This is a genomic window from Oricola cellulosilytica (assembly GCF_019966575.1).
GTDB lineage: Bacteria > Pseudomonadota > Alphaproteobacteria > Rhizobiales > Rhizobiaceae > Oricola > Oricola cellulosilytica.
Genome location: NZ_JAINFK010000004.1, coordinates 100640 through 122229 on the forward strand (window position 1 = coordinate 100640; position 21590 = coordinate 122229).

General features: G+C 67.7%; 18 protein-coding genes. All 18 read right to left on the reverse strand.

What is annotated here, in order from left to right; all coding sequences use genetic code 11:
• Positions 1 to 178: 178 nt before the first annotated feature.
• The 18 genes from LC298_RS10495 to LC298_RS10580 all read right to left on the reverse strand — a co-directional run bounded on the left by LC298_RS10495 (position 179) and on the right by LC298_RS10580 (position 21586).
• On the reverse strand, positions 179 to 2671 hold the full coding sequence (locus LC298_RS10495) for a hypothetical protein (RefSeq protein WP_131566832.1): 2493 nt from the start codon (positions 2669 to 2671) through the stop codon (positions 179 to 181).
• Positions 2668 to 4530 carry a hypothetical protein gene (locus tag LC298_RS10500; protein WP_131566835.1) on the reverse strand — a complete coding sequence of 621 codons (1863 nt, stop codon included), beginning with the start codon at positions 4528 to 4530 and terminating at the stop codon, positions 2668 to 2670. Before LC298_RS10500 ends, LC298_RS10495 begins: the two co-directional genes overlap by 4 nt.
• Positions 4527 to 7322, reverse strand: coding sequence for a transglycosylase SLT domain-containing protein (locus tag LC298_RS10505; protein WP_223385633.1), 2796 nt, complete (start codon positions 7320 to 7322; stop codon positions 4527 to 4529). The genes LC298_RS10500 and LC298_RS10505 overlap by 4 nt, the downstream gene beginning before the upstream one ends.
• Positions 7319 to 7870 (reverse strand): hypothetical protein, encoded by a 552-nt coding sequence (locus LC298_RS10510; RefSeq protein ID WP_131566837.1) that lies wholly within the window; start codon positions 7868 to 7870, stop codon positions 7319 to 7321. Before LC298_RS10510 ends, LC298_RS10505 begins: the two co-directional genes overlap by 4 nt.
• A gap of 10 nt (positions 7871 to 7880) precedes the next feature.
• Positions 7881 to 10358 carry a phage tail protein gene (locus LC298_RS10515; RefSeq protein WP_131566840.1) on the reverse strand — a complete coding sequence of 826 codons (2478 nt, stop codon included), beginning with the start codon at positions 10356 to 10358 and terminating at the stop codon, positions 7881 to 7883.
• Between the two features lie 4 nt (positions 10359 to 10362).
• Entirely contained in the window at positions 10363 to 11004 is a 642-nt protein-coding gene (locus tag LC298_RS10520) for a phage connector family protein (protein WP_131566843.1), read from the reverse strand.
• Positions 11005 to 11119: 115 nt separating this feature from the next.
• The gene (locus LC298_RS10525) at positions 11120 to 11584 is read right to left on the reverse strand and encodes a hypothetical protein (RefSeq protein WP_131566846.1); all 465 of its coding nucleotides are present in this window, start codon (positions 11582 to 11584) and stop codon (positions 11120 to 11122) included.
• A gap of 66 nt (positions 11585 to 11650) precedes the next feature.
• Positions 11651 to 12514, reverse strand: a complete 864-nt coding sequence (locus LC298_RS10530) for a phage capsid protein (protein ID WP_131566849.1) — start codon at positions 12512 to 12514, stop codon at positions 11651 to 11653.
• A gap of 412 nt (positions 12515 to 12926) precedes the next feature.
• On the reverse strand, positions 12927 to 13784 hold the full coding sequence (locus tag LC298_RS10535) for a hypothetical protein (protein WP_131566852.1): 858 nt from the start codon (positions 13782 to 13784) through the stop codon (positions 12927 to 12929).
• A 1-nt stretch (position 13785) separates the two neighbouring features.
• The gene (locus LC298_RS10540) at positions 13786 to 14241 is read right to left on the reverse strand and encodes a hypothetical protein (RefSeq protein WP_131566855.1); all 456 of its coding nucleotides are present in this window, start codon (positions 14239 to 14241) and stop codon (positions 13786 to 13788) included.
• A gap of 22 nt (positions 14242 to 14263) precedes the next feature.
• Complete coding sequence (locus LC298_RS10545; protein WP_158284711.1) at positions 14264 to 15844, reverse strand: portal protein; 1581 nt, start codon at positions 15842 to 15844, stop codon at positions 14264 to 14266.
• Between the two features lie 7 nt (positions 15845 to 15851).
• Positions 15852 to 16049: a hypothetical protein gene (locus LC298_RS10550; protein ID WP_158284712.1), complete on the reverse strand. Its 198-nt coding sequence runs from the start codon at positions 16047 to 16049 to the stop codon at positions 15852 to 15854.
• Positions 16050 to 16084: 35 nt separating this feature from the next.
• A complete protein-coding gene (locus LC298_RS10555; RefSeq protein ID WP_131566861.1) occupies positions 16085 to 16528 on the reverse strand; it encodes a GNAT family N-acetyltransferase in 444 nt (147 codons plus the stop codon).
• A complete protein-coding gene (locus tag LC298_RS10560; protein ID WP_131566864.1) occupies positions 16525 to 18105 on the reverse strand; it encodes a hypothetical protein in 1581 nt (526 codons plus the stop codon). The genes LC298_RS10555 and LC298_RS10560 overlap by 4 nt, the downstream gene beginning before the upstream one ends.
• The gene (locus LC298_RS10565) at positions 18102 to 18359 is read right to left on the reverse strand and encodes a hypothetical protein (RefSeq protein ID WP_131566869.1); all 258 of its coding nucleotides are present in this window, start codon (positions 18357 to 18359) and stop codon (positions 18102 to 18104) included. Before LC298_RS10565 ends, LC298_RS10560 begins: the two co-directional genes overlap by 4 nt.
• A 278-nt stretch (positions 18360 to 18637) precedes the next feature.
• On the reverse strand, positions 18638 to 19240 hold the full coding sequence (locus LC298_RS10570) for a hypothetical protein (protein ID WP_131566871.1): 603 nt from the start codon (positions 19238 to 19240) through the stop codon (positions 18638 to 18640).
• On the reverse strand, positions 19230 to 19445 hold the full coding sequence (locus LC298_RS10575; RefSeq protein ID WP_131566874.1) for a hypothetical protein: 216 nt from the start codon (positions 19443 to 19445) through the stop codon (positions 19230 to 19232). The genes LC298_RS10570 and LC298_RS10575 overlap by 11 nt, the downstream gene beginning before the upstream one ends.
• A 197-nt stretch (positions 19446 to 19642) precedes the next feature.
• Entirely contained in the window at positions 19643 to 21586 is a 1944-nt protein-coding gene (locus LC298_RS10580) for a hypothetical protein (protein WP_131566877.1), read from the reverse strand.
• Positions 21587 to 21590: the final 4 nt, after the last annotated feature.

The window sequence follows — 21590 nt, forward strand, 5'->3', positions numbered from 1 at the left end:
CCGCCAGCGAACAAAGCGAAGCCCCGGACAGCGAGGCGAAGCCGACGCTTACGAACAGGAAATGGCGGGGCAGGGAAAGCGGCCCCGGACAAGGAGAAAACCGGGGCCGCGGTAAGCGCCGGGGAACAGGACGGTCCGGGCGCGCATCAAGGCTATCCCCACCAGCCCGCTGTTACCTTTAACTTCCTGCTATAGCGCCGATATCCGGCCCGCGCTGCGGGGCGGCCGTTCCCGGCTTCCACCAGAATTCCTGCCCGAACTCGCGCTGCCAGAAACGCTGCTGGCGCTTGAATGCCTTGTTGGCCTCCGGATCTGCGAGGAACTGCAGCTGGTCGAGCACGGTGCGTTCGAAGGCGAGCCGCAGATACCAGATATTGCCGCCCGGCACGTTGCCGCGAGCGAAGCGCACCAGCTCGCGGCCGAAATGGGTCTTTTCGCCGGTGGCGAGCTGGATGGCGTTGCCGGCGGTCAGGTTCCAGAAATCGTTGGCGCGCTGCACCAGCGGGCCGGCCAGCGTCGTCGAGAAGCCGCCGCCGTAGCGGTTGACATTGGAAAACAGGAAATCGCCGTAAATGCCGAGCCCGCCGCCTTGCAGCAGCGCCGCGCCCCAGCTTTCGGGGTCGGTCATGTCGCGCGGGTCGCGGCCGGCGGCCACCTGCTTTATCTGCAAAGCGGCGGCGCCGAACAGCGTCGTTGAGAGCAGCAGCGATCCGGCATAGGCCGCCGCGCTGCCGTATTCCCGCCCCGCGGCCATTGCATGGATGCGCATGCCGTGAAGCAGGATGAACACCGCGCCGAAGCTCTTGAACTGGGTGAACGAGCGCACCACCTCGCCGAGGAACGTGCCTGGCCGGGTATTCTCGCGCATCACCGTCTTCGAACGGTGCGAGCCGTTGGGGACGGCGAATTCGGTTTCCGCCTGGATGATCTCCAGATAGCGCTCGGCGAGTTTCGGGTCGATCCGGTCGGCGATCTCTGCGGGGCGCAGGAACGCCGCGCCATTGTTCCGGTGGAGCGGGGCCTTGCGCAGCATGTCCCATTGCCGGCTCGTCATGCCGTGGCGCTCGAGCGTTCCGCGCAGCGCCTTCGGCAGATCGGCGAAGGCGGATTTGGCGTGGTTGGCCAGTTCGTGCTGGAACGCCATGCCGAAGGCGTGGCGGGCCGCCTGCGTCCACGGCGTCAGGCCGGACAGAGTGAGCACCCGGTCGGCGAGGTAGCTTGCCCATTGCGGCCCCTGCAGCGTGCCGACATAGCGCGCCTGGGCGTGAAAGACGTGCTGGGCGCTATCGAGGATCAGCCCGGCCGCCACCGCCTCGCGCCGGTTCATCGATCCGAAATGCTTCATGATGTCGGCGATCGCGCCTTTCGACGAGATCCCGGCGAAGCGCCGCGCGATGATCGAGGTGCCGGCATCAGAGATCGACGAGATCGCCGCCGAGCCGAGCACGCTGGCGGTGATCAGCGACCGCGCCGCCGCGGCGACATTCGCCGACCTGCCCCCGACCGGCGTTTCCAGCGCACCGCGCAGCGAGGCCCAGACGTCGTCGATGCGCTTGTTGGCGCCCTTTGCCCGATCGAGCGCCCGCTGCGGTTTCGCGTCGATCCGGCTCTTGCGCCCTGCGGCCGCGTTCTGGGCCTCCTTGGTGATCGCCTGCTTGATCCACTCGATCGTGCCGTTAGGGTTGGGGCCGAGCACTTCCATCGCCGCGATGTCTCGCGCCAGCAGGTTGACATGCCCCATCATCGCCGCGAACGGGTCGGAGCCGCCGCCGAAGAACGTCTGGTATTGGAGCCATGTGTCGGGGTCGTGGAACACCAGGAAACGGTGTTCGGCCCGCTGGCCGGCGAGCGCGCCGCGGCCGGCGGCCAGGCGCGCCGGCTTCCGGTCGATCCAGCCCTCGGTCGTGATCGAATAGTAGATGTCGTCGAGGATCGCGTCGAGCTCTGCGGAGTCGACGCGGGCACCGGTCAGCGGATGGGTCATCCGCTCGACGTCCAGCATCGGTCGGATCGTCTCCTTCCAGGTGTCGATGCCGGCATTGCGCAGGGCGCGGGCGTCGTGATGCTGCGGCAGGCCCCAGTTTTCCAGTTCGCCGATCGCGCCGCCGGCGGCGTTGAAGCGGGCGCGGAGCCATTCGTGGGTTTCCCGCCATGCCTTCGCTAGCCCCTTGGCGGCCATGTCGCCGGTGTCCTCGCCGAACGCCTCGCGCAGAACGTTGCGAAGATCGGCGGCATTGTGGCGGGCGGCGTCCCCGGCGAGCGCCCCCCGGCGGAAATGATGGAGAACGCTTTCCATCTTGGCGTGTGCCATGCCGGTAATCGCACCCTGGCGTCCGGCGACCGAGGAAAAGGCGGCGTTGCCGAAATGCTCGAGCTTCAGCAGTCCGGCCTCGGCGATGTCGGCGTTGCCGGCGGCGTTGCGGTGGGTGAAGAAATCGTTCTCGATCTCGCGGATATTCTGAAGCGCGATCTTCGCCCGCCGGCGCTTCTGCGCCGTGTCGGCCTTCAGGCTTTGCAGAAGGTCGAGCCGCGCCTGCTCGTCTGCGAGCGCGTCGCCGCCGGCGGCGCGGTGCTTGCGGAACCGCTCGAAATCGCGCTTCAGCCGCTCGGCCTCCTGTTTCGACAGTTCGCCGCCGCGCACGGCCTCGTTGAGACAGTTCTGGATGCTCATACCCTGCAGGCCTCTAGAATGGCGGCGTAATCGTCCTCGCGCGCCAGTTGCTCCATTCGCTCGGAAAGCGGGATCAGCCGGTCCTCGTCATCCGGCACCAGCGCCGCGCCGAATTCCTCGATGTCGAGATCCGTCACCGCATATTTCTCCGGATTGTCGAACGTGTCGGCGATGTCGCCGGCGAAGGGCTCGAGCCCGCGGTCCTCGCTGGCCGCCAGCAGCTCGGCGTCCGTCCAGCCGTCCGGGGCGGCGCCCGCCCGGCCGGGATCGTCCGGCAGCGCCCGCGTCAGCGCCTCGCCCGCCATTGCGCCCTCGTCCCTCATCAGCTCCATCGCGCGGATCACGATCACGTCGTCGAGCCCCGGTCCGCCTTCGGTCAGCACGGCATGGGCGTATTCCTCGACGAGCTGGCGGCCGCCGTCGAAATCGGCGTCGATTTCCATCTGGTCGAGCGTGACGATGCGCTCGCCGCGCGCCTCGCGCAGCAGCAGCTGGGTCAGATCGTCCGGCGTCGTCGTTGCGGTGGCTTGGTCGACCGGGCCGAATTCCCACATATAGCCGTTCTGCGCCGCCAGCTCGCGCGCCCTTTCCAGCTTCATGCCGCCCTCGCGCGCCAGCCGGCCCTTGAACGGGATCGAGATCCGCGCAAGGTCGCTTCGCCGGATCTCCGCGTCGCCGGCGTCGATGCCCCCGTGTTTTGCCAGGAACTCGGTCAGCGTTTGCGGCCGCGACGATTTCGGCCGCGACGCTTCCGGCATGATCGCCTCGACGATGCGCTCGATATGGCCGGCGTCGATCTCGAATTTCGGCGCTTCCTCCGGCGGGCTTTCGAGGATCCGGTGCGCGGCGGTCTGCGCCCTGTCGTGGGCCTCCCCGGCAATCGCCTTCGGCCGGCCGGCGTCGAAATGGCGGGTCGTTTGCGCCGCGTCGAGGGCGCCGCGCGCTTCGGGCGCCAGTGCCTCGCGGATCTGCGGCAGTTCCGCCTCCGCCGCCCGGGCGTCCCCGCCGATCGCCCGGCGCAACCGCTCGCGGATCCCCGTCTCGCCGGCGAGCGCTTCGGAAGCGCGGTCGACGGCCTCGGGCGGCGCGCGCCGCAGGGTGCGGACCGCCTCGGTTCCGCCCTGGACAATCGCGCCGAAGCCGGCGCCCATCCCGGCGGCAAACAGCACATTGCGCAGCGCCTCGTCGATGCCGGCGTCGAGCCCGGCCTCCTTCCGCCAGGCCTGCACCATCGGCTGCAGCGCCGCCTCGACCGCGCCGTTGACAACTGCCTCGCGGGCCGCGGCAGTCAGGATCCTGCCGGCGACCGTGCGTGCCGCCCCTGGGCCGCCGCCGATCAGCAGCGTCGTCACCTGGATCGGGTCGCGCAGCGAACCGGCGACGCCGCCGCCGAGCACCGCCATCCATTTGCCGAAGCCGGGGCGCGACGACGAATAGAGCGCCAGCTGCTCGTCGGCCTCGCGGGCGATGGCGCGGGCGTCCTCCTCGATCGGCCGGTGCGCGGCGATCGCGTTCTGGTCGCCGGGGAATTTCTCGACGAGCGCCGCCAGCTCGAGACCGAAGCGGCGGCGGGCAGCGGCGTAGCGGTTCTCGCCCGGCCGCATGAAGGCCAGTTCCTCGCGGTCCGGCATGCCGGAAAAGGCGGATCGGGCCGGATTGGCGAGCTTGGCGCCGGTCGCCTCGCGGATCGCGTCGATGCGGCGGTCGTAGGCCTCCTCGATCGCGCGCGAGCGCGCCATGGTGTTGTCGATATAGACCGCCGCGTCGCGGGCCGCCGACCAGATTTCGCCGAGCCCGGCCTCGCCGCCTGCGAATGTGTGCAGCGCGCTCGAGGACGGGGATCCGAAATAGAAGCTCACGGCACGCCTTCCTGCAGGAGATCGAGGCGGCGGCCGAAGGGACGGCTGGGCTGGCGGGGCGCGATCAGCGACACGTCGAGCTCGAAATAGCCGCCGGCGGCGGCCGGTACGAAGCGCGGATCGCCGGAATAGGGGTCGCCGAGCGCCACCCGGTAGCGGCCCGGCCCGGTGTTGACCAGCACGCCGCCGCGGATCTGCGCCGCCGTGATCGGAACCCCGTTGGCCGTGCCGATCGGCATCTGCGCGGCGAGATCGTCCTCGCTGATCGAGCCGACCAGGTCCTCGAGCGCATCGGCACGCATGCCGGGCGGCGCGATCGTCTCGACCCCGTTCACCGTGGCGATGCCGCCATGCTTGACGCCGTCCCGCCACGTCGCGCCGAGCACTTCCTCGACGGCCTGGCCATAGGCTTCGCGCGCGGCGTTGCCGGCCATGTCGAAATCCGTCGCGTCGATGCCGAGGGCCGCGATGCGGCGTTCGAACAGGATGTTGGCGGTGCGGCGGACCGGGTCGCGCAGCTGAGGCACGGCATAAAAGGCCGCTCCGGCGGTCTCGGCGAGCGCCGCGTCGAGCTTGGCGTTGGACGGCAGCGGCGAGGAATAGCCGTCCATCGCGCGCAGGTGCAGCCCTTCGGCGATCTCGGCGGCAAGGCGGCCATTGCCGGTCGCGTGGTACAGCCCGCCGAGATGCGCCAGCACCGGCGCTTCCTTCGACACTTCGGCGAGCGCCGCCGGCGCCGCGTCGCCTAGCCCGGCGGTCAGCCCAGCGACCAGGCCGGGAAGCTGCATCGGATCGTCCTGGACGGCCTGTTTCAGCGCCTCGGCCTCCGCAGGCGTGAAATAACGCGGCGCGCGGCCGTAATGGCCGGCGATCGCTTCGGCGTCGTTGACGCGCTCGGCGAGCGACGCGGTCAGCGTGTCGGCCGAGGAGAAGTCGATCGGCTCGACCGCGGCGACGCCGGCGCGGCTGGCGAAGGTCAGCGGATCCTCGTCGAGACCGGCTTCCATTTCGCCGGCCAGGCCCTCCATCACGTCGAGCGTGGTCAGTGCCGTATCGGTCGCGCCGTCCCTGGCGATCCGGTCCTCGAGGGCGGCGATCTGCGCGCGCACCACTTCCGGCCGTGCGGCGATGTGGGCCTTCTGCCAGTCGGCGAGGCCGTCGAGGAACTGCATCGTCGCCGAAAGGTCGGGATCGCCGGTCTCGGCCACGGCCCGGGCCAGCGCGTCGCGCCGTTCGGCCGGGATCGGCAGGCCCTTCTTCAGGATCTTGATCTGGCCGTCGATGTCCTTCTGCAGCGCCGTGTCGCGCTTGCGCGCGGCAACCTCGTCGGCCTGCAGGCGGCGCGTCATCTCGCCGGTCAGCTTGTCGTAGCTCTCCGGGGACAGCGCCTCGGACAGCCCCTCGCCCGCCTTCCATTCCTCCTGGAAGCGCTGCAGGAACGCGGCCCGGCCGGCGGCGTCCTGCTGCTGCTCGAAACCGCCGAGCAGCCGCGCCGAAATCACTTCCTGCGCGGTCTCGCGCTTCAGCCTCTCGCGCGCCAGCGGGGTCATCGGCGCGGCATCGATGTCGGCATTGATCGCGGCGAGCTCGGCGGCGATCGCCGCGTCGGCCGTCTCGTCGCTGCCGGCCTTCAGGGCGTTGCGCAGGATGGACGTGCGCCGGCTCTCGATCTGGGTCTCGAAGGAGGCCTTGACCTCCTCCTCGAACCGGTCGCGGTAGTCGCTGGCGGCGCCGATCATGATGCCGATCTTGTTGCGTTCGAAGGCCGCCCGGACGCGCGCCTTCGCCAGCGGCGGCAGTTCGCTTTCGATGCCGGACCAGGAAGCGTCGAGTGCTTCTTCGAGCCCGGCCGGATCGCCGGAATGGCGGATCGCGAGCGCGTCCATCTTTCCGCGCATCGCCGTTTCCAGCCGGTTCAGCGTGATGTCCGCCGCGGCCTGGTTGTAGGCATCCGCCGCGACCGAGACGCCCGGCATCTGCGGCACGCCGCCAAACGCGCCGGTCAGTTTCACCGTCACCGCGCCGCTGGTGCCGCCAGGGAGCGAATTGTCGAGCGCCGCGCCGGGGGCTCCGCCGGCCTTGGCAAGCCACAGGCCGGCGAACTGCCCGGCCGTCATTCCGGGCCGGCCGCCGTTGAGCGCCACGGCCTCGGCGCCGACGAGCGAGGCCGCCGGTACATTCGGGTTCGACAGCAGTTTGCTCGCTCCGCCTGCGCCCTGCTGGTGGGCGAGATAGAGCTCGCCGCGGGTCGGCTCGCGGCCGAGCGCCTTCTTCAGCACCGCCCGGTTGTCCCGCATCAGCCGTGCGGCGGCGTCAGACGCCTCGACGGCGTCGAAACGGTTGGCGAGCCCGTAATCGGCGGCGGTGCCGTCGACGAACTGGAAAAGGCCGCCTGCCGACGATTTCGGGTTTTTCGCCCTGGTGTTGCCGCGGCTCTCCAGCCAGGCGATCGCCTTCAGGTCCTCCGGGTTCTGGCCATAGCGCAGCGCCGCGTTGGCGATGATGTTGCCTGTCGTCGCCGAAACCCGCCCGGTGCTCCCGGTGCCGCGCGGCACCGGCGCATCGGTGAATGCGAAGTCGACGCCCGGCATCTCGACCGCGGCGGCCGCCGCCGCGCCCTTTTCGGCGAATTCGCGCCGCACCGTCTTTGCCGCCATGTCTGTCAGCCGGCCCGACAATTGCGCGGCGACCGATGCTACCGCGCCGGCGGCGGCGACGGCGCCCGTTTCGAGATCGACGGCGACACTGCCCTTGCGCGGCGCCCTGGCCGAAAATGTCGGGATCTGCGTCATGCGCCGATTTCCTTGCGGTCGAGCGCCGCATTGGCGAGCGTTCCGGCCGCGCCGGCGAAGCCCTGGAACAGCGCCGAGCGGCCGCGCGACCGGGCGTTGCGGGCGGCGCGGCGGCGCTGCAGCGACCGGGCAAGCGACTGGTTGGAACTGATCGAAAGTTCGCTCTCGGCGTCCTCGACCGCCTGTTTCTGCGCCTGTTCGACCGAGACCGAACCGAGATTGACCCCGCCCGACGCGAACAGAACCTTCTGGTTGGCGATCGTGTTTGCCAGTTCCGCCTTCAGCGCGGCGCTCGTTTCCTTGGCGTCGACGAACTCCTCGCGGGCCTCGTACTGTTGCTGGCGGGCTTCCGCGTTCTGCTGCTGCTGCGCGGCGATGCCGCGGCCGATCTGGCTGACCACGCCGAACGTGGTGGAGATCGTCTTGAGCGTGAACAGGCCGCCCGATCCGGACGCACCCGCCGCCGCGCCGGCGGCACCCGTTGCGGCCTTGACGCCTGCGCCGATGCCGCCGATCAGTTTGGCCGCCAGGCCGCCTACCAGTTCCATGTCGCCGCTCCTATGCCGCCACGTCCTTTTGCACCGCCCTGACCAGCAGCCGGCCGGGATGAAGCTGGGTCACTGTCAGCGTCCCGTCTTCGGTGAAGCCGTGCATGCCCTCGGCCTCGATGCGTCCGGTGACCGGCTGGTCGAGCGGTCCGGTATCGGTGGTGACGCTGTCGTTCGAATGCAGGGGGATGTCGACCGCCGCCGCGCCGTTGGCGGCGATCGCCAGCGACGTCGTGTCGAGAACGGAGATCACCGCCCGGCACACCCGCTTCAGACGCGCCTCGCGCTGCCCCGTTTCCGCCTCGAGCAGGATCTTGGGATCGGTGGCGGAGGGCGGCGTCCACGAGCCCGCGATCACCGTCCCCTCGAGCGCCCGGTCGCACTCGACCGCGCCACCGGCCACGGTGTAGGGGCCGAAGAACGAGCCGGCGTTCTGCAGCCATACCTGCCGGCCGTTGAAGCGTGACAGCCCGGAGATCGTCGCCGAGGCCGGCGCGACGGTCTGTTCCAGCGCCTCGTCGAGATAGCCGGCAGCGTCGTAGCGCTCGAGCCGGATCTCGGCGGCGCCGTCGACGGTCCGCTCGGCGGTCAGCCAAACCTCGTTGGAGCGCGAGACGGTCAGCGACTTGAAAAGCCCGTCGGTGTGCCAAGGCGCGAAGCCGCTCACCTCTTGCGTCCGCATCATCGTCAGCACGGTGATCGAGCCGTCGCCATTGACGATCATCAAAAGGTCGGCGTTGACATAGCCGGCGGCCCGCCTGCGGTTCATGTCGACGGGCGCGATGATCAGGTGCGAGGACAGGATCGAGGCGTTGTCGGAGACGTAGTTCTCCTCGAGCGCGGTGTAGTTGAGCAGGCGAAGCGTCGTTCCCCCGTCCTGGACGTAGAACAGCGCGTTGTCGGACGATGTCAGCGGCACGCCGGCCTTGATGCCGGGGCTGTCGGAAAACCCGAATTTCGGCGCTTCCGTCGCCGAAAGCGTGTCGTCGCGCAGGAACGCGACCTGCTTGTCGCCGATGATGACGAGCAAGGACGCCGGGGCGATGTCGCGGATCTCGTTGTTCTGCGGGAACTCGACCTCGTATGAGAACGCCGCGGTGGCGATGTCGATCTCCGTGTTGAGGTCGAAGGGCGAACCCTGGACGCTGGCGATGATATCGTTCGGGCGCTTCCTCAACCCGCCCATGACGAGCCGCTGCCCGACGAAGCGCCCGACCGCCGGCCATCCGGCCGAGGCGGAAATCACCGGCTCGCCAGGCGCCTTGCCTTCCTGCTTGGTGCGCACCCGCACGAAACCGTTGGCGTTCAGCGCCGTGCCGGCCATGATCAGCCAGTCCCGCTCGGCATTGTCGCCGCCCGTGAACTCGATCTGAAACGTGTTCCCGCCGATCGCCGTGACCGTCAGGCCGGCGTCGACGCCGCTCAAGTCCTCCAGGGCCGTCTTGATGGCGGTCGCCGTCACGGAGTCGGCCGCATCGCGAGTGATCGCGACCGTCGTCTGGCCCTCGAGCGTCAGGTCGAACTGCTCGCTGCCGGCGATGGTGTAGAGCGTGACCTGCTGGATCTCGTTGACGCCGTTGGTGTAGATCCCGCCATAGTCGGCAAGCGGCACGTTCTCGAACGAGACACGCTCGAGCGACCATTCGCCGTCACCGCCCATGCGCACCAGTTTCAGTGTCTGCACGTCGCGGTGGAAGCCGAGCAGCGTGTCGTAGCGCTGTTCGGGCTTGACGATCCGCAGCTGCGCCTCGGTCACCGGCCAGTCGGCTGCGGCCTGCCACGCGCCGTTCTTGAAGATGTCGCAATTGCCCGCGGAAAACACCAGCTCGGTCGCGCTGCCGTCCTCGCCGGTGAAATCGCGGACGATCGCATCGGTCTTGGCCCCGCTTTCGGTCCAGGCGCCGATGTCCCGGACGGTGACCGCGCCGGACGCGCCCGTCGTGGCGTCGACGGCGAAGCGGAATTTCTGCGCGCTTATCCCGCCATCACCCGGCGCACCCGATGCGAAGCGGCGGCCCCGCGCCACGGTGTCGATCTTCAGCGCCGCGCCGAACGCCTGCCAGGCCGCACCGGTCCAGTATTCGGCGATCAGGGCGGCGGGCGCCCCGGCCGTCGCCATCATGACGCCGGTTATGTCGAGGAAGTGGATCGTTTTGACGGCGCCGAAATCGATCTCGGCGAGCACGAAGCGCGCGCCGGCGGCCGCCGACGTGACGATGTCGGTGTTGTCGTCGAGCAGGTTGGCGGCGGTTCCCCCGTTCGGCAGCGTCAGCATGCCGGCGGTGATCGGTTCCTCTGTCAGCGCCCTTCGCGCGCGGCCGAAATCCGTGGTGCCGCCGGCGTCGGCGTAGCCGCCCTGCGGCAGCATCACGATCCGCTCGCCCGCCGACAGCGACCCGGCGACGAATTTGGTGTCGCGCCGCTCGATCGTCAGCGGCGCTAGGACGCCGTAGGTGTGGGCGGCCTGGAAGGTGGTGACGTTCGGCATGGCGTCAGCCCCAGCCGTAGCGCGCGTCGTCGGCGTCGTAGCCGTCGCGGATGTCGGTCAGCGGGTTGCGGCCGTCCGCCGGCTGTTTCGACGGGGCGGCCTGCGCATCGAGGTCGCAGGCCACCTTGAACTGGCCGCCGTCGCCCTGGAAGTCGGGGGGGCCGTAGGCGTCGCGCCGCAGCGTGTTGCGCAGGGTCCGGTCCTCGCGGATCTCGAGCGCGTATTCGGCTGCGCAGCACAGCGTCATCAGCTCGCGGAAATAGCCCGGCCAGTGAGGCACGGGCGGTTTTGCCTGGTATTCGGCAAAGCAGGTCTCGCTTGCCGTGTACACCTCGTTGCCGGAAAGCTGGAACCGGCTCAAGGGCCGGTTGTCGGTCGCGCTCTCGTAATAGGCGCGCGGCTGCGCAAGCCGCTGCGGCGGCAGCTGGAAGGCCTTCGACCAGCCGAGCGGCGGCGATGCGGTCAGCGCCGTGAGCGCTGTGAAGAAGATCGTGAAATGCCAGGGGTATTTGGAAAGCACGTCCTCGAGCACCGCGTCATAGGTCAAAACGACGCCGATGCCGGCCGGGCCGGGCGAGGCCTCGCTCTGGATCGGCAGGCAGCCGATGCGGGAAAGCGCGCGGTTGATGATCGTGATCTTGTCCATGCGGGCAACCTGGTGTTCGGGGTCCCCGCCAGCGAGCGAAGCGACGCTTAAGGGCGGGGTGGAAACTGCCCCGCCGGCGACGAGCCGCCGGCGAGGAGCTTAAGGGCGGGGCTGGTTAAAGCCCCAGTGCGTTCTTGATCGCCAGGATGTCGGCGGTGTTGCGGTCGGTGGCCCGCGCCAGCGAGGCGACCGCGTTCGCCACCTCCGCCTGGCTATAGGCGCCGCCGATCGCGGCGATCGTGTCGGACGCGACGCCGCCGGAATTGTCGGTAAGGTCGACGCCGGTCAGGACCACGGCCGCGCCGATGCCCTCCCGCTTGACCGTGACGTTGGTTCCGTCGTTTGTCGCCACCATGTATGTGCGGTAGAGCGGCGTGCCGTCGAGATCCATGCGGACGTCGATCAGCTCGCCGACCTGCAGCACGTCGGCAAGCGTGTTGAAGTGGCCGGCCGTCTCGACCGTCGCCGCGTCGTCGATGGTCGCATAGTCCCAGTCGCAAAGCTGCTTGATGTTGGCGCCCGAGCCGTAGGACACGCCCTCGCCCTTGCGCCTGATCTTTCCGTTTCCCAGGGTTCGCATGTGCGTTTTCCTCTGTTGGGTGTGATGTCGGGGCGGCGCGGACGCCGCCCGGTTCGATGGAGCGCCTTAGGCGGCGGGCAGGACGATGTCGGCCGGCACGTATTTGGCCTGCAGCTTGACGGTGCCCTCCGGCAGCAGCAACTTGGAGCCGATGCGCATGCGCATGTTGTGGGTCCAGCAGTCCTTCCGGTTGTCCCAGACCACATTGCCCGTCAGCTGGCGGACATAGCCGAAGCCGATCGCCGAGCGGTGCCACATCAGGCAGGTCGCCTGGGCGGCGATGTCCTGCTCACGCAGCGTCTTGTCGGACAGCGAGAAGATGTGGATGCCGTTCCAGGTCTTGGCGAGGTTGCCGGTGACGAACGGAAGGTTCGGCCCGACATAATCGGAATTGGCGATGCGCTTGTCGCCGATCAGCATCGCCCAGCTCACGCTGTCGACCGCGCAGAAGACGTTGCCGTCCTGCACCTCGACATCGTCCTGCATCAGCGCCTGCTTGCCCTTCACCAGCGTCTCGACCGACATCAGGCTGGCATAGGCGCCGACCGTTTTGGTCGCCGCGCGCAGCGCCCGCACGATCGTCTTGTCGTGCACCCGGCCGAGCGCCATGGCCGAGCGTTTCGCCACCGCCTGCTGGCGGTTGACGGTCATCTGGTCGAGATCGTCCTCGTACACCTCCTCGAAGGCGCGCGATTTCTTGGTGTCGACCGCGACCGTGGTGTCGTTCGGATTGGAGGGCTTGGCGATGTCGCCGCGCTTCACGTCCTCCTCCGCCTCGACGACGCCGAAGATCGGAAAATGCATTTTCTCGCCGGTGATCTTTTCCGGCGCGGTCGTGGTGTTGCGAAGCGCAAACCCGCCCGACTGGTATTCGTGCAGCGCGGTCGTTCGCCACTGCTGCACGTAATGATTGGGTGCCGTGTCTGACATGATCGTTTCCCGTGATTGAGGTTTTCAAGCCGGGGGCCGAGTGCCAGATGTTGCGCGGGCCTTTCGGTGTCGACGGGTGCCGCGCGCCGTCCGGGTCCATCCTCCGATAACGGGGCACGATAGAAGCGCCGGAACGCTGTTACCTTTTGGGGCGCAACTGGAGGCCTGCTGCCATGGCGGCAAGCAATGTCGCTGAAACGGTTGTCTGAAGAAGCGGGACTGGCCCTATATGTGGCGGGCGCTCTGCCTCGTCTCTCATGCGGGCTTTCTTTCTCGCGGCAGCCTTCTTCGCGGCTGGGCGGGCGTTCTTCCTTGGCAATTGTTCCTCCTAGGGCCTTGGAACTATGCCCTTAAGCGCCGTGCCATGCTTGTTGACCGCGCGGCGCCGGAGCTTAAGGGCGGGGCGCAAGGATCAGTCCGGGAAAGCGCGCTTGAACAGCTCGCGCGTCTCCTTGGCGAAATCCTCGTCGAATTTCTCCGACGTGCTGTTGTTGCGCGGATCGGCGACGCGCGCGTTGAGTTGCGACTGGGTGACGCCGGACGCCTGCCGCTCTCCGCCGGGGGTCACCGTCTTGACGACGCCGGATCCCATATAGCGCTCGAGGACGCGGACGCCCGGCTCGGACGTCGTCAGCAGCCGCAGCTCCTCCTTCATGGCGTCGTCGTAGCCCTGATCCTTGGTGAGCTGCTTCACCCAGTTGTCGGCCGTCGTCAGGCGCTGCGCGCCCTTGGTGCGCTTTTCCTCGGCCGAGCCCTGGAAGCCCTCCGGGGCCAGGCTTTCCAGCAGGGCGTTGTTGTCCTGCGGCTTGTCGATCAGTCCCTTCTCGGCGGCCGCCTCGAAGAATTTCGGGATTGCGGCGATCTGCTTTTGCGTGAACTCCGCCTCGTGGGCGATCTCGCGGAACAGCGAAACCGCCTTGTCGTCCTCGGCGATCGAGCTCTTGATGCTGTCCGGCCACTCGAAACTGTAGGCCTCGGGTTTTTCCGGCTTGCCCTCCGGCTTGTTCTTGGCGAGCTCGTCGCGCGCGCCCCTGTAGGCGCCCCAAACCTTGTCGATCGTCTCTTGATCGGACTGCCCCTTCAGGTGGTCGGGGATCCCGTCCGGCAAATGCAGGTCCGCGGCCGCGCCGTCGGCCCCGCCGATCGGGTCCGTCCTGCCGCCCTGCGTCGGGTCCTGCGACGAATTTTTTTGCTGGTTGCCGCCGGGGGTCTCCAGCGGCGGGGTGTCGGCGGCCGGGTCGAGGCCGTGATCGGTGTCCTGTTCGCTCATGTCATGCGTCCTGTGCTTGCGGGGATTGCGGCCGGTTATCCGCCTGGGCGATGGCCGCGAGAATGGCCCTGACGAAATTGCAGCGTGTCTGGTGCGCGATGCAAAGCGGCGTGATGGCCTCCATCGGAAGCTGCGCCTCCTCCGGATAGGCCTCGGCGCGCAGCGTCTGGTCGAGAAGCTGCTCGAGCACGCGCCGGCCGGCCGGCGTCGAGAAACAGTCACGGAAGTCGTTCGCCTTGCGCTTCATCGCCGCCTGCGACTGCCGCCGCTGCTCGGCGAGCGCCGCCGGCGCGCTGTCGATCGCGCCCCAGCCGGTTTCGTCGCCGCCGATCGCCCGGCTGAACGCGCCGAGAAGATCGTCGAGGGCCGGCTGGTCGATATCGGGTCCGTCGACGAAACGCTCCTCGTCGCCGGGATCGATGCCGTGATCGTTCGATTTGTCGATTGCTTCGGTCATGCGTGTCCTGTTCTCCGCTTGCCTAGGCCGCCGGCTGGGCCTGCGGCGGCGGTTGCTCCGGCTGCGCCGCCTGTTGCTGGCGGGCGATCATTTCGGCGATCATGTTCTGGATCTGCTTCTTCTCGGTTTCCGAGCGCATGAGCTTTTCCGGGATGCCGAGCTTGCGGCCGATATCGGTGAACACGTCCTCGATGCGCGCGGTCAGCATCATCATCTGCTGGCCGCCGAGGCCTGCGATGATCTGCAGCCATTCGACCAGGGACGAAACGTCCTGCGCCTGCTGCAGCTTGGCGATCGGCGAGACCACCTCGACCCGCGTGATCAGCTGGTCGATGTCGAGATCGATCTCGATCAGGTTTCGGCGGTGCAGGATGTCCATCAGCCGCTGCACCAGAGGCCGGATGATCTCGAGGATCAGCCGCGCATAGGCGCCCGACAGGTCCTGGCTCAAGCGCTTCATCCGCTCGACGATCTCGGTCGCCGAGCGCACCGCCCCGCTGTCAGGCGGCAGCGTGTCGTCGAGCATGACCGTTTTCACGTTCTCGCGCAGATCCTGTAGGATCAGGTTGGACACGTCGAAGCGGCCGGGAACGTCGAGCTTCTGCAGCGAGGCGCCCATGCTTCCGCCGGTCGCGGACACCTGCCACATCGCGCCCGGCACCATCTTCGCCGTCTTCGGGTTGAACACCCGGTCGTTGCGGTAGGCCCACAGGCCGAGAATGGCGAAGGCGGCCGCCTTGATCGTCAGCTCCGTGACCTTGTTCAGCGTCTTGGCGGTCGGCAGGCCCATCAGCCCCGGCCCGCGGCCCATCGCCTCGCCGGGCACCTTGTAGAAGCGCGGCGTCAGCCAGGGGCACGTCTTCTCGTCATGCGCGAAAATAGCCGCCTCGTCCTCCTGGTCGGCACACATCGCGGTGAATTCCCACTTGCGGGACTTGTGGTTGAACTCGCTCGCCTGGATGATTGCGACCATGTGGTCGGGCTTGTCGCGGATTATCGACTGCAGGCGGTCGGAAAACACCGGGTCCGGCCACAGCGTCGGCAGGTCGGACGCCCGGAATTCCTTTTTCCAGTAAACGCCGTTGACGCGGCCGGTGCCGTCCTCGCGCAGCGCGATCTCGGCCGCCGGAACGGACACGAAGCGGGCGATGTCGTGCTCGTCCTCGATGATCAGCATGGCGCCCGTTCCGGCGAAGAGATCGAGATACATCTCGCCGGACGCGACGGCGAAATCGGCCCCTTCCAGCACCGCGGCGATCTTCTTCGTGATCACCTCGAGCTCTTCCTCGATCGCCTTCTTGCGGTCGCCGTCGATATTCAGATACGGCCCGACCTTGAGCTCGAAGAACCGTTGAAACGCGGGCGTCACGTCCTGCTGCATCCGGCCAGCGAAACGGAACGCGGCCTTGGTCGCTGTGCTGTCGAAGATGCGGTCGACCTTGCCCGAGGTGCTGCCGGACTTTCCGCCGGACGGCGTGCGGTAGGGCAGCACGTATTCGTGCAGCTCGTCGACGCGCTGCTTCTGCGGCCGGCAATCCTCATAGGCGGAAGCGCAGGCCTTGGCGACGGCTTTCGTGTTGCGGGCGGGCTTGTCTGCAGGCACCTTCCGGTCAGCCTCCCAGCGCGGATTTCTTGCGGTCGTCGCGATAGGCGAGCGAACGCCGCAGGCTGGACGCGCGGGCGGCGAGCGCGACCTTCTGGTCGGCTTCGGCATCGGCCTTGCTGGCCTTCTCGTAGCGTTCCCGCTGCAGCGCCTTTTCGCCCGCGGACGGCCCCTCGGGGCGCTTGATGCCGAACAATGTCTCCATGTCGGTTCTCCCGTGCGGTGGAATTGGCGGGCAGGTTACGGGCGGCATTCGGCTGTTACCTTTTGCGTTTCGCCAAACAGCGGCGGCCGGTGCCAGGTCCGGATGTCGGTGGAGCGAAGCGTTTCCGCGGTCGGCTGGAAACCGACAAGCGTCGCCATCCGCCGCCCAGCGGCATGGCCGTCGCGGATCCTGCAGATCAGGTGATCCCAGGGCATGATCTCGGCGGTTCGCATCAGAATGGCGCGGATGACGGTGACGCCGGCACGGCCGCGCAGGTCGGCCGAGACGGTCAGCCAGGCCTCGTATGTGTCCGGACCGGCCGGCGCCAGGCCACAGACCGCCACCGGCTTGCCGTCGAGGCACACGGTCCAGGCCGGGAAATCGGAAATCTGCCGGCAAAGCAGGTTGAAGCGGCGCGCCCCGCAATGCGGACGCACCGCGGCCAGGTCCCCGATCGCCGCCGGCCGCCATTCGATCATGTCCGGAACACGTCGAAATCGGACGAGGCGACATGCGCGCTCCCCGAATTGCCGTCATCGTCATCGTCCTGCGGCCCCATCTTGTCGCCGCGGCCGCCCATCAGGTCGCCGCGCTCGATACCGGTCAGGCCGACCAGATCCATGACGCCGTATTGCAGCGCATCGTGCGGGTTGGAAAATTCGTTCTTCTCCGGGAGCGGGTCCGTGCGCTCCTCGTTGCCGCGACGCTTGCGGTAGCGGTAGGCCGAGTTGAAGCCCTTGCGCAGCTTCGGGCATTTCCGCCCGTCGATCAGCAGCGCCGGCACCTTCGGGCGGATCGAGTAGCGCAGGAGCTGGCGCACCCCGTCCTGGCGGGGGCCGAGCTCGTTGGTCTCTGAAGGAAAGATCGGGATGTTGAGGATCACGGAACCGGTCTCGAAGAAGCTCTTGTCGCCGGTCTCGCTGTCACCTCCGGAAAATCCTGCGAGGTCGCCGGTCGCGCGCTCGATCCGGTATCCGCGGAATTCCGTCTGCAGGATCATCTTGCAGTTGCGGAAGAAGCCCGAAGGGCCGATCCGGCCGGGGCAGTATTCGCGAAGAACGCGCAGCTGCCCCTCCGGCGTGTACTGCTTCACCAGCATCGCCGGTCCCGTGACGCCCTGGTCGAAGCTCAAGCGCAGCGGCAGGCCGGGGATCGGGTCGAATCCGTCATGCTCGCAATGGACGTCGTCGTCATATTCGGGATAGACCGGCTCGCCCTCGCGGGAATAACCCCATTGGCCGTCGATCATGCGGCGCACCCACCATGGCCTGTGCGCGTTCGTTTCCGCCAAATCTATGTATTCCTGCCGGGTAACGCCGATGCGGTTCTCGCCGTTTGGCCCCCTGCCGGACGGCTGGCGATACAGCTTGTGGTTTTTCGGCTTTTCCTCCTCGAACACGCGATAGACCCAGTTTTCCGGGTCCGGCGGATTGAGGTCTAGCGTGATGCCCGTGTAGTAGTCGGTAACGCCGCCGAAAAATGCTTTCGGCGGATAGCGACGAAGCTGCGACCGTCCGACCAGATAGGTCAGGACGTCGCCCGATTGCTGGTCGGCCTCGCCCATGTTGCCGGTGGTGAACTCGATGCCGCGAAGCGCCGCGTCGACGTCGGCATCCTGGATCGCCTGGAACACCATCTCGAAGAACAGGTTTCCGCCGTCCGGCATCTCGAAAACCAGCGTGTGGGTTGCCTTGCGGTTTTCCCCGCCCGACCAGTCGCCGACATCCGGGCCGAACCACCGCCACCAGGAGCGGATCGTAGATCCCCAAAGATTGGCGTAGGTGTCGCGGATCTCGAGGTGGCGGTGCAGCCGGTGCCCGGCATATTTGCCGGACGTGCATTTCGGTATCTGCCGGCCGCACACGAGCTTGTCGAAGAAGTTGACGTTGGTCTTTCCGGAGCCGACCGGTCCCATCAGCCCGCGAACGCTGTTCGTCCGGTCGAGCATGAAGTTGCGCGCCACCGGGCCGGGCGGCGTATAGCCGTTGATATCGATCTTCTCGAGCTGCAGCTTCTTGTAGAGCGCGATGACCTGGGCGGTTGTATCGGCGGTCATGGCTCGCCCCTTCGATGAACGAAGTCGAGACATTTCTCGAAGCGCCGCGCCGACGCGCCGACCCAGCCGATGCGGACAAAACCGAATGGCAAGTGGATCTCGACATTCGGATCGCGCAGGCTGGCGTGGAAGCCGAACGAGATCGCCCACCAGCCGACGAACCAGAAATAGCACTGGAAGCGGTCGATCGGATCCCAGCCGAAGCAGCGCCGGCGCGTGAATTCGCGTTCGATGGAAGGATCGAGCTTGCTCATCGCCTCTCTCCCCCCGACCCCCGGCCCACCGAGTTTGGTTTCCCGCACATACCCAAACCGGGACCTTCCGTTTTGAAGCCCGAAAATCGCACGGGCTTGCCCCTATCTCTGCGCGAAACCCGAATTCGGGGAATGGCCCGGCCTGCGCGGCCATGCGCGAGGCGGGTGGGGTGGCCGGACGGATCGCGCTTCTCCTGCCGTTTCAGCGGGCCGGCCATGTGGTCGGCCTGCTGAAACTCTATCAGCGGGCCGAAAGGCGATTTTGCCAATGATTTCATCTACTTGCCCTCATCGTGAGACGGCGCGCCGTGAGACGGCCCGGCGTCGTCGTCGCTAAGTGGTTGATTTTCCTCGGTTTCGGAATAGGCGATCTTCACGCCTTCGAGCAGCTTGCCGAACGCCTGGTCGATGTTCTCGCCGGTCTCGACCGGCGCGCCCAGGTTGATGAACAGCGCCCCGGCGTTCGCCCCCGGCAGCTCGATCGCGGTCGGCAGCTTCTGCGCCACGTAGGGCGCCAGATCGTTCATGACCTTGCGGTGATACTCGGCCGCCTCGATCTTCTTGCACCCCAGCGTCCGGGCGATCACGTCGATCGGCGTGGCGACGATCTCGGCCATCGCCAGGATTGGATGCCGCCCGGTCGCCTCGATCAGCTTCACCAGCTCTTTGGTCGACTTGCCGAGCGAGCCCTTCGGCCGGCCCGGCCCGGTGCGCGTCGTCTGGCCGTCCGGCGTCTTGATCTCGCCGAACACGCTGGATCCGGCGAACAGCTCGTTCTGGATCGGCGCGTCCGCCTCGCCGCGCAGCTCATCGGCCAGCTCGCCCGCCTTGCCGTCGAGATCGAGCGCCTTGCCGACGCCGGTCTGCTTCTCACCGGCCATATTCACCCCCTTTTTTATTCAAGTGGCTGAAATCGCGACGTTTTTTCGCGGTCTGGAACAATGGAACAAGCGCCGTTCCAAGGAAACCAAGGGATAACCCTTTGATATCTCTCTGATATTCAGAATGTGGAACAATGGAACAATGGAACACGCAATCCTTCATGCGCGCGCGCGTAGGCGAGGCATCAACGTTCCAGCGTTCCATTGTTCCACATCTCGATTGCTGCATTGTTTTCAACGGCTTGCGCCATCGGCATATTGGAACGGGGCATGTTCCGCCGTTCCACCCCTGCCCGCTTGCCTCCCGAAAACCCGCGCGGTCAGTTTTCTGCAAACTATGGGTCGGGGTCGGGGCTGTTACCATTTGCCGCGCGATCCGGGTCGGGGCAGGACGCACCGCGTTCATTCCTCGATCTCCTCGGCCTTCACCAGAATTTCGCCAAGGATGAATGCCGTGCCGCGCTTCTTGATGCCGTCGATCCGCGCCGACGCATCGCGCCAGATATCCTCCGGCGCGCTCTGCAGGGCGTATTTCCAGCTCCCGGCCGACAGTTCGCCGGCCCACTTGCTGTCACGCATCAGGGCGTGCAGCAGCGGGTGCTGGTCGGGCACGAAAAGCTCGAAATGCTTGGAGCCGGCGCGCGGCTTCATCAGCGAAAGGCCGGTCTGCTCGAGGAGGCGGCGGGCCTCGTCGTAGCGGATCGGATCGGCATCGCCGCGAAGCCGCGAATTGGGGTCGTCGCGTTCCCAGAACTCGGTTATCACCTCGCCGACCGTGTGCCGCGTTCCGCCCTTCCAGGCCTCGATGCGCTGCGACAGGACGTGGTTGAGGCACAACCGCCAGTTCTCGCTGGCGTCGTCGTGCTCGAACATCTGCGCCGCCTGGAAGTGCTCGCGCCAGGCCTCGCGGTCGTCGGCGGCCGGGCCGATCAGCAGGTTCAGCGCCTCGGCGTCGTAGCCGATCGCCAGGTCGGCCGCCGCCATCAGCGTTCCGAACGTGTCCTGCCCCCGGCCGTCATGGCCGCATGACGCCAGGAACTCGCGCCAGTTCGCATAAGTCTGCGGCCAGCGGTGCCACTCCTCGCGAAGCCGCGTGATCAGCTGCCGGCCGATTTCCCGCAATTCGGGGTCGGGGATGATCGGCCGGACCGCGCCGTCCCGGTGCGGCCGCAAGCGCAGCAGTGCCAGGCGCGACAGGTCCTGCGGGTCGAGCGGCGGCGTGTTGATCGAGGAGAACAGGTAGCTTGAGCGGCCGAAGAACTTGGTGCCCTTGTGGTTGTCGCCGCCGCGCATCATCGGCGCGCCGGTGCACGACAGCCGGGCGAGCTCGATCACGGCCTTCATCTTGCGGGTGTCGGCCTTGCCCTCGAATTCGTCGATCGCCACCGGCAGGCTGTCGAAGCCGAGCTCCTGATAGATGCCGGCCGCCGTGGTGTCGCCGGTCTGGACGATCCCGTCGCCGAAAAGGGCCTTGGCATCGCGCTGCAGCGTCGACTTGCCGGTGCCCTTGTCGCCGAGGATGAAGCATTCCGGCCGCCACTCGAGCGCGCCGCCGATCATGGCCGAGGCGATCCAGCCGAGAAGCAGCACCGGGTCGAGCCCCGGCCGCACCCAGTTCCACGCCTGGAAGTGTGGCAGCAGGCGGCGCGCAGGCCCCGGCTTGTCGCGGATCGCCTGCGGCCAGGGCCGGTTGATCGGCGGGCGGGTCGGATAGACCGCGCCCTCGAACTCGCCGAGCGGTTCCTCGCCGCGCGCGGTGATCAGCCGGTCGCCGCAATGCAGCACCAGGTCGCCCTTGCGATCGGTCCAGAAGCCGCGCCCGCGAACCTTGTTGGCCGGCGACCAGGCGCCCTTTTTCGCGCAGGCCGCCATCAGGCATTCGCGCACCTTCTCGGCGCGCCATCCGGTCACCGCGCCGTCGGCGTTCTTCTTCGGAAACGCCCAGTAGAGCCACCAGTGCCGGCCCATGAACAGCGCGTTCAGCGGTCCCTGGCCGAACTCGCCCTCCTTGAGGACGCGCAGCTGCCCGATCGTGTCGAGGAAGAAGAACATGCCGTTGTCCGTGCCGAGCGGCATCACCGGGCAGTCGGGCGGCAGGCCGAATTCGTCCGGCTCCCAGCGCCCGGGATCCCTGCCGTCGAGCTTCTGGCCCGGCGGCGGGTCGTTGACCTGGTCGAACGGGCTGGACTCGCTCTCGGCGTCCATGACCGCGGCGCGCACGCGGTCGCGGCCCGCGCCCGGGCCGCCCGCCGCAGCGAGCGCCTTCTGCGATTTCAGCGGCCGGGCCGTGGCGAAGGGGTCGAACGCCCCCTCGCCCTGGCCGTCGCCGGGCGTTTCCTTGGCCATGGAT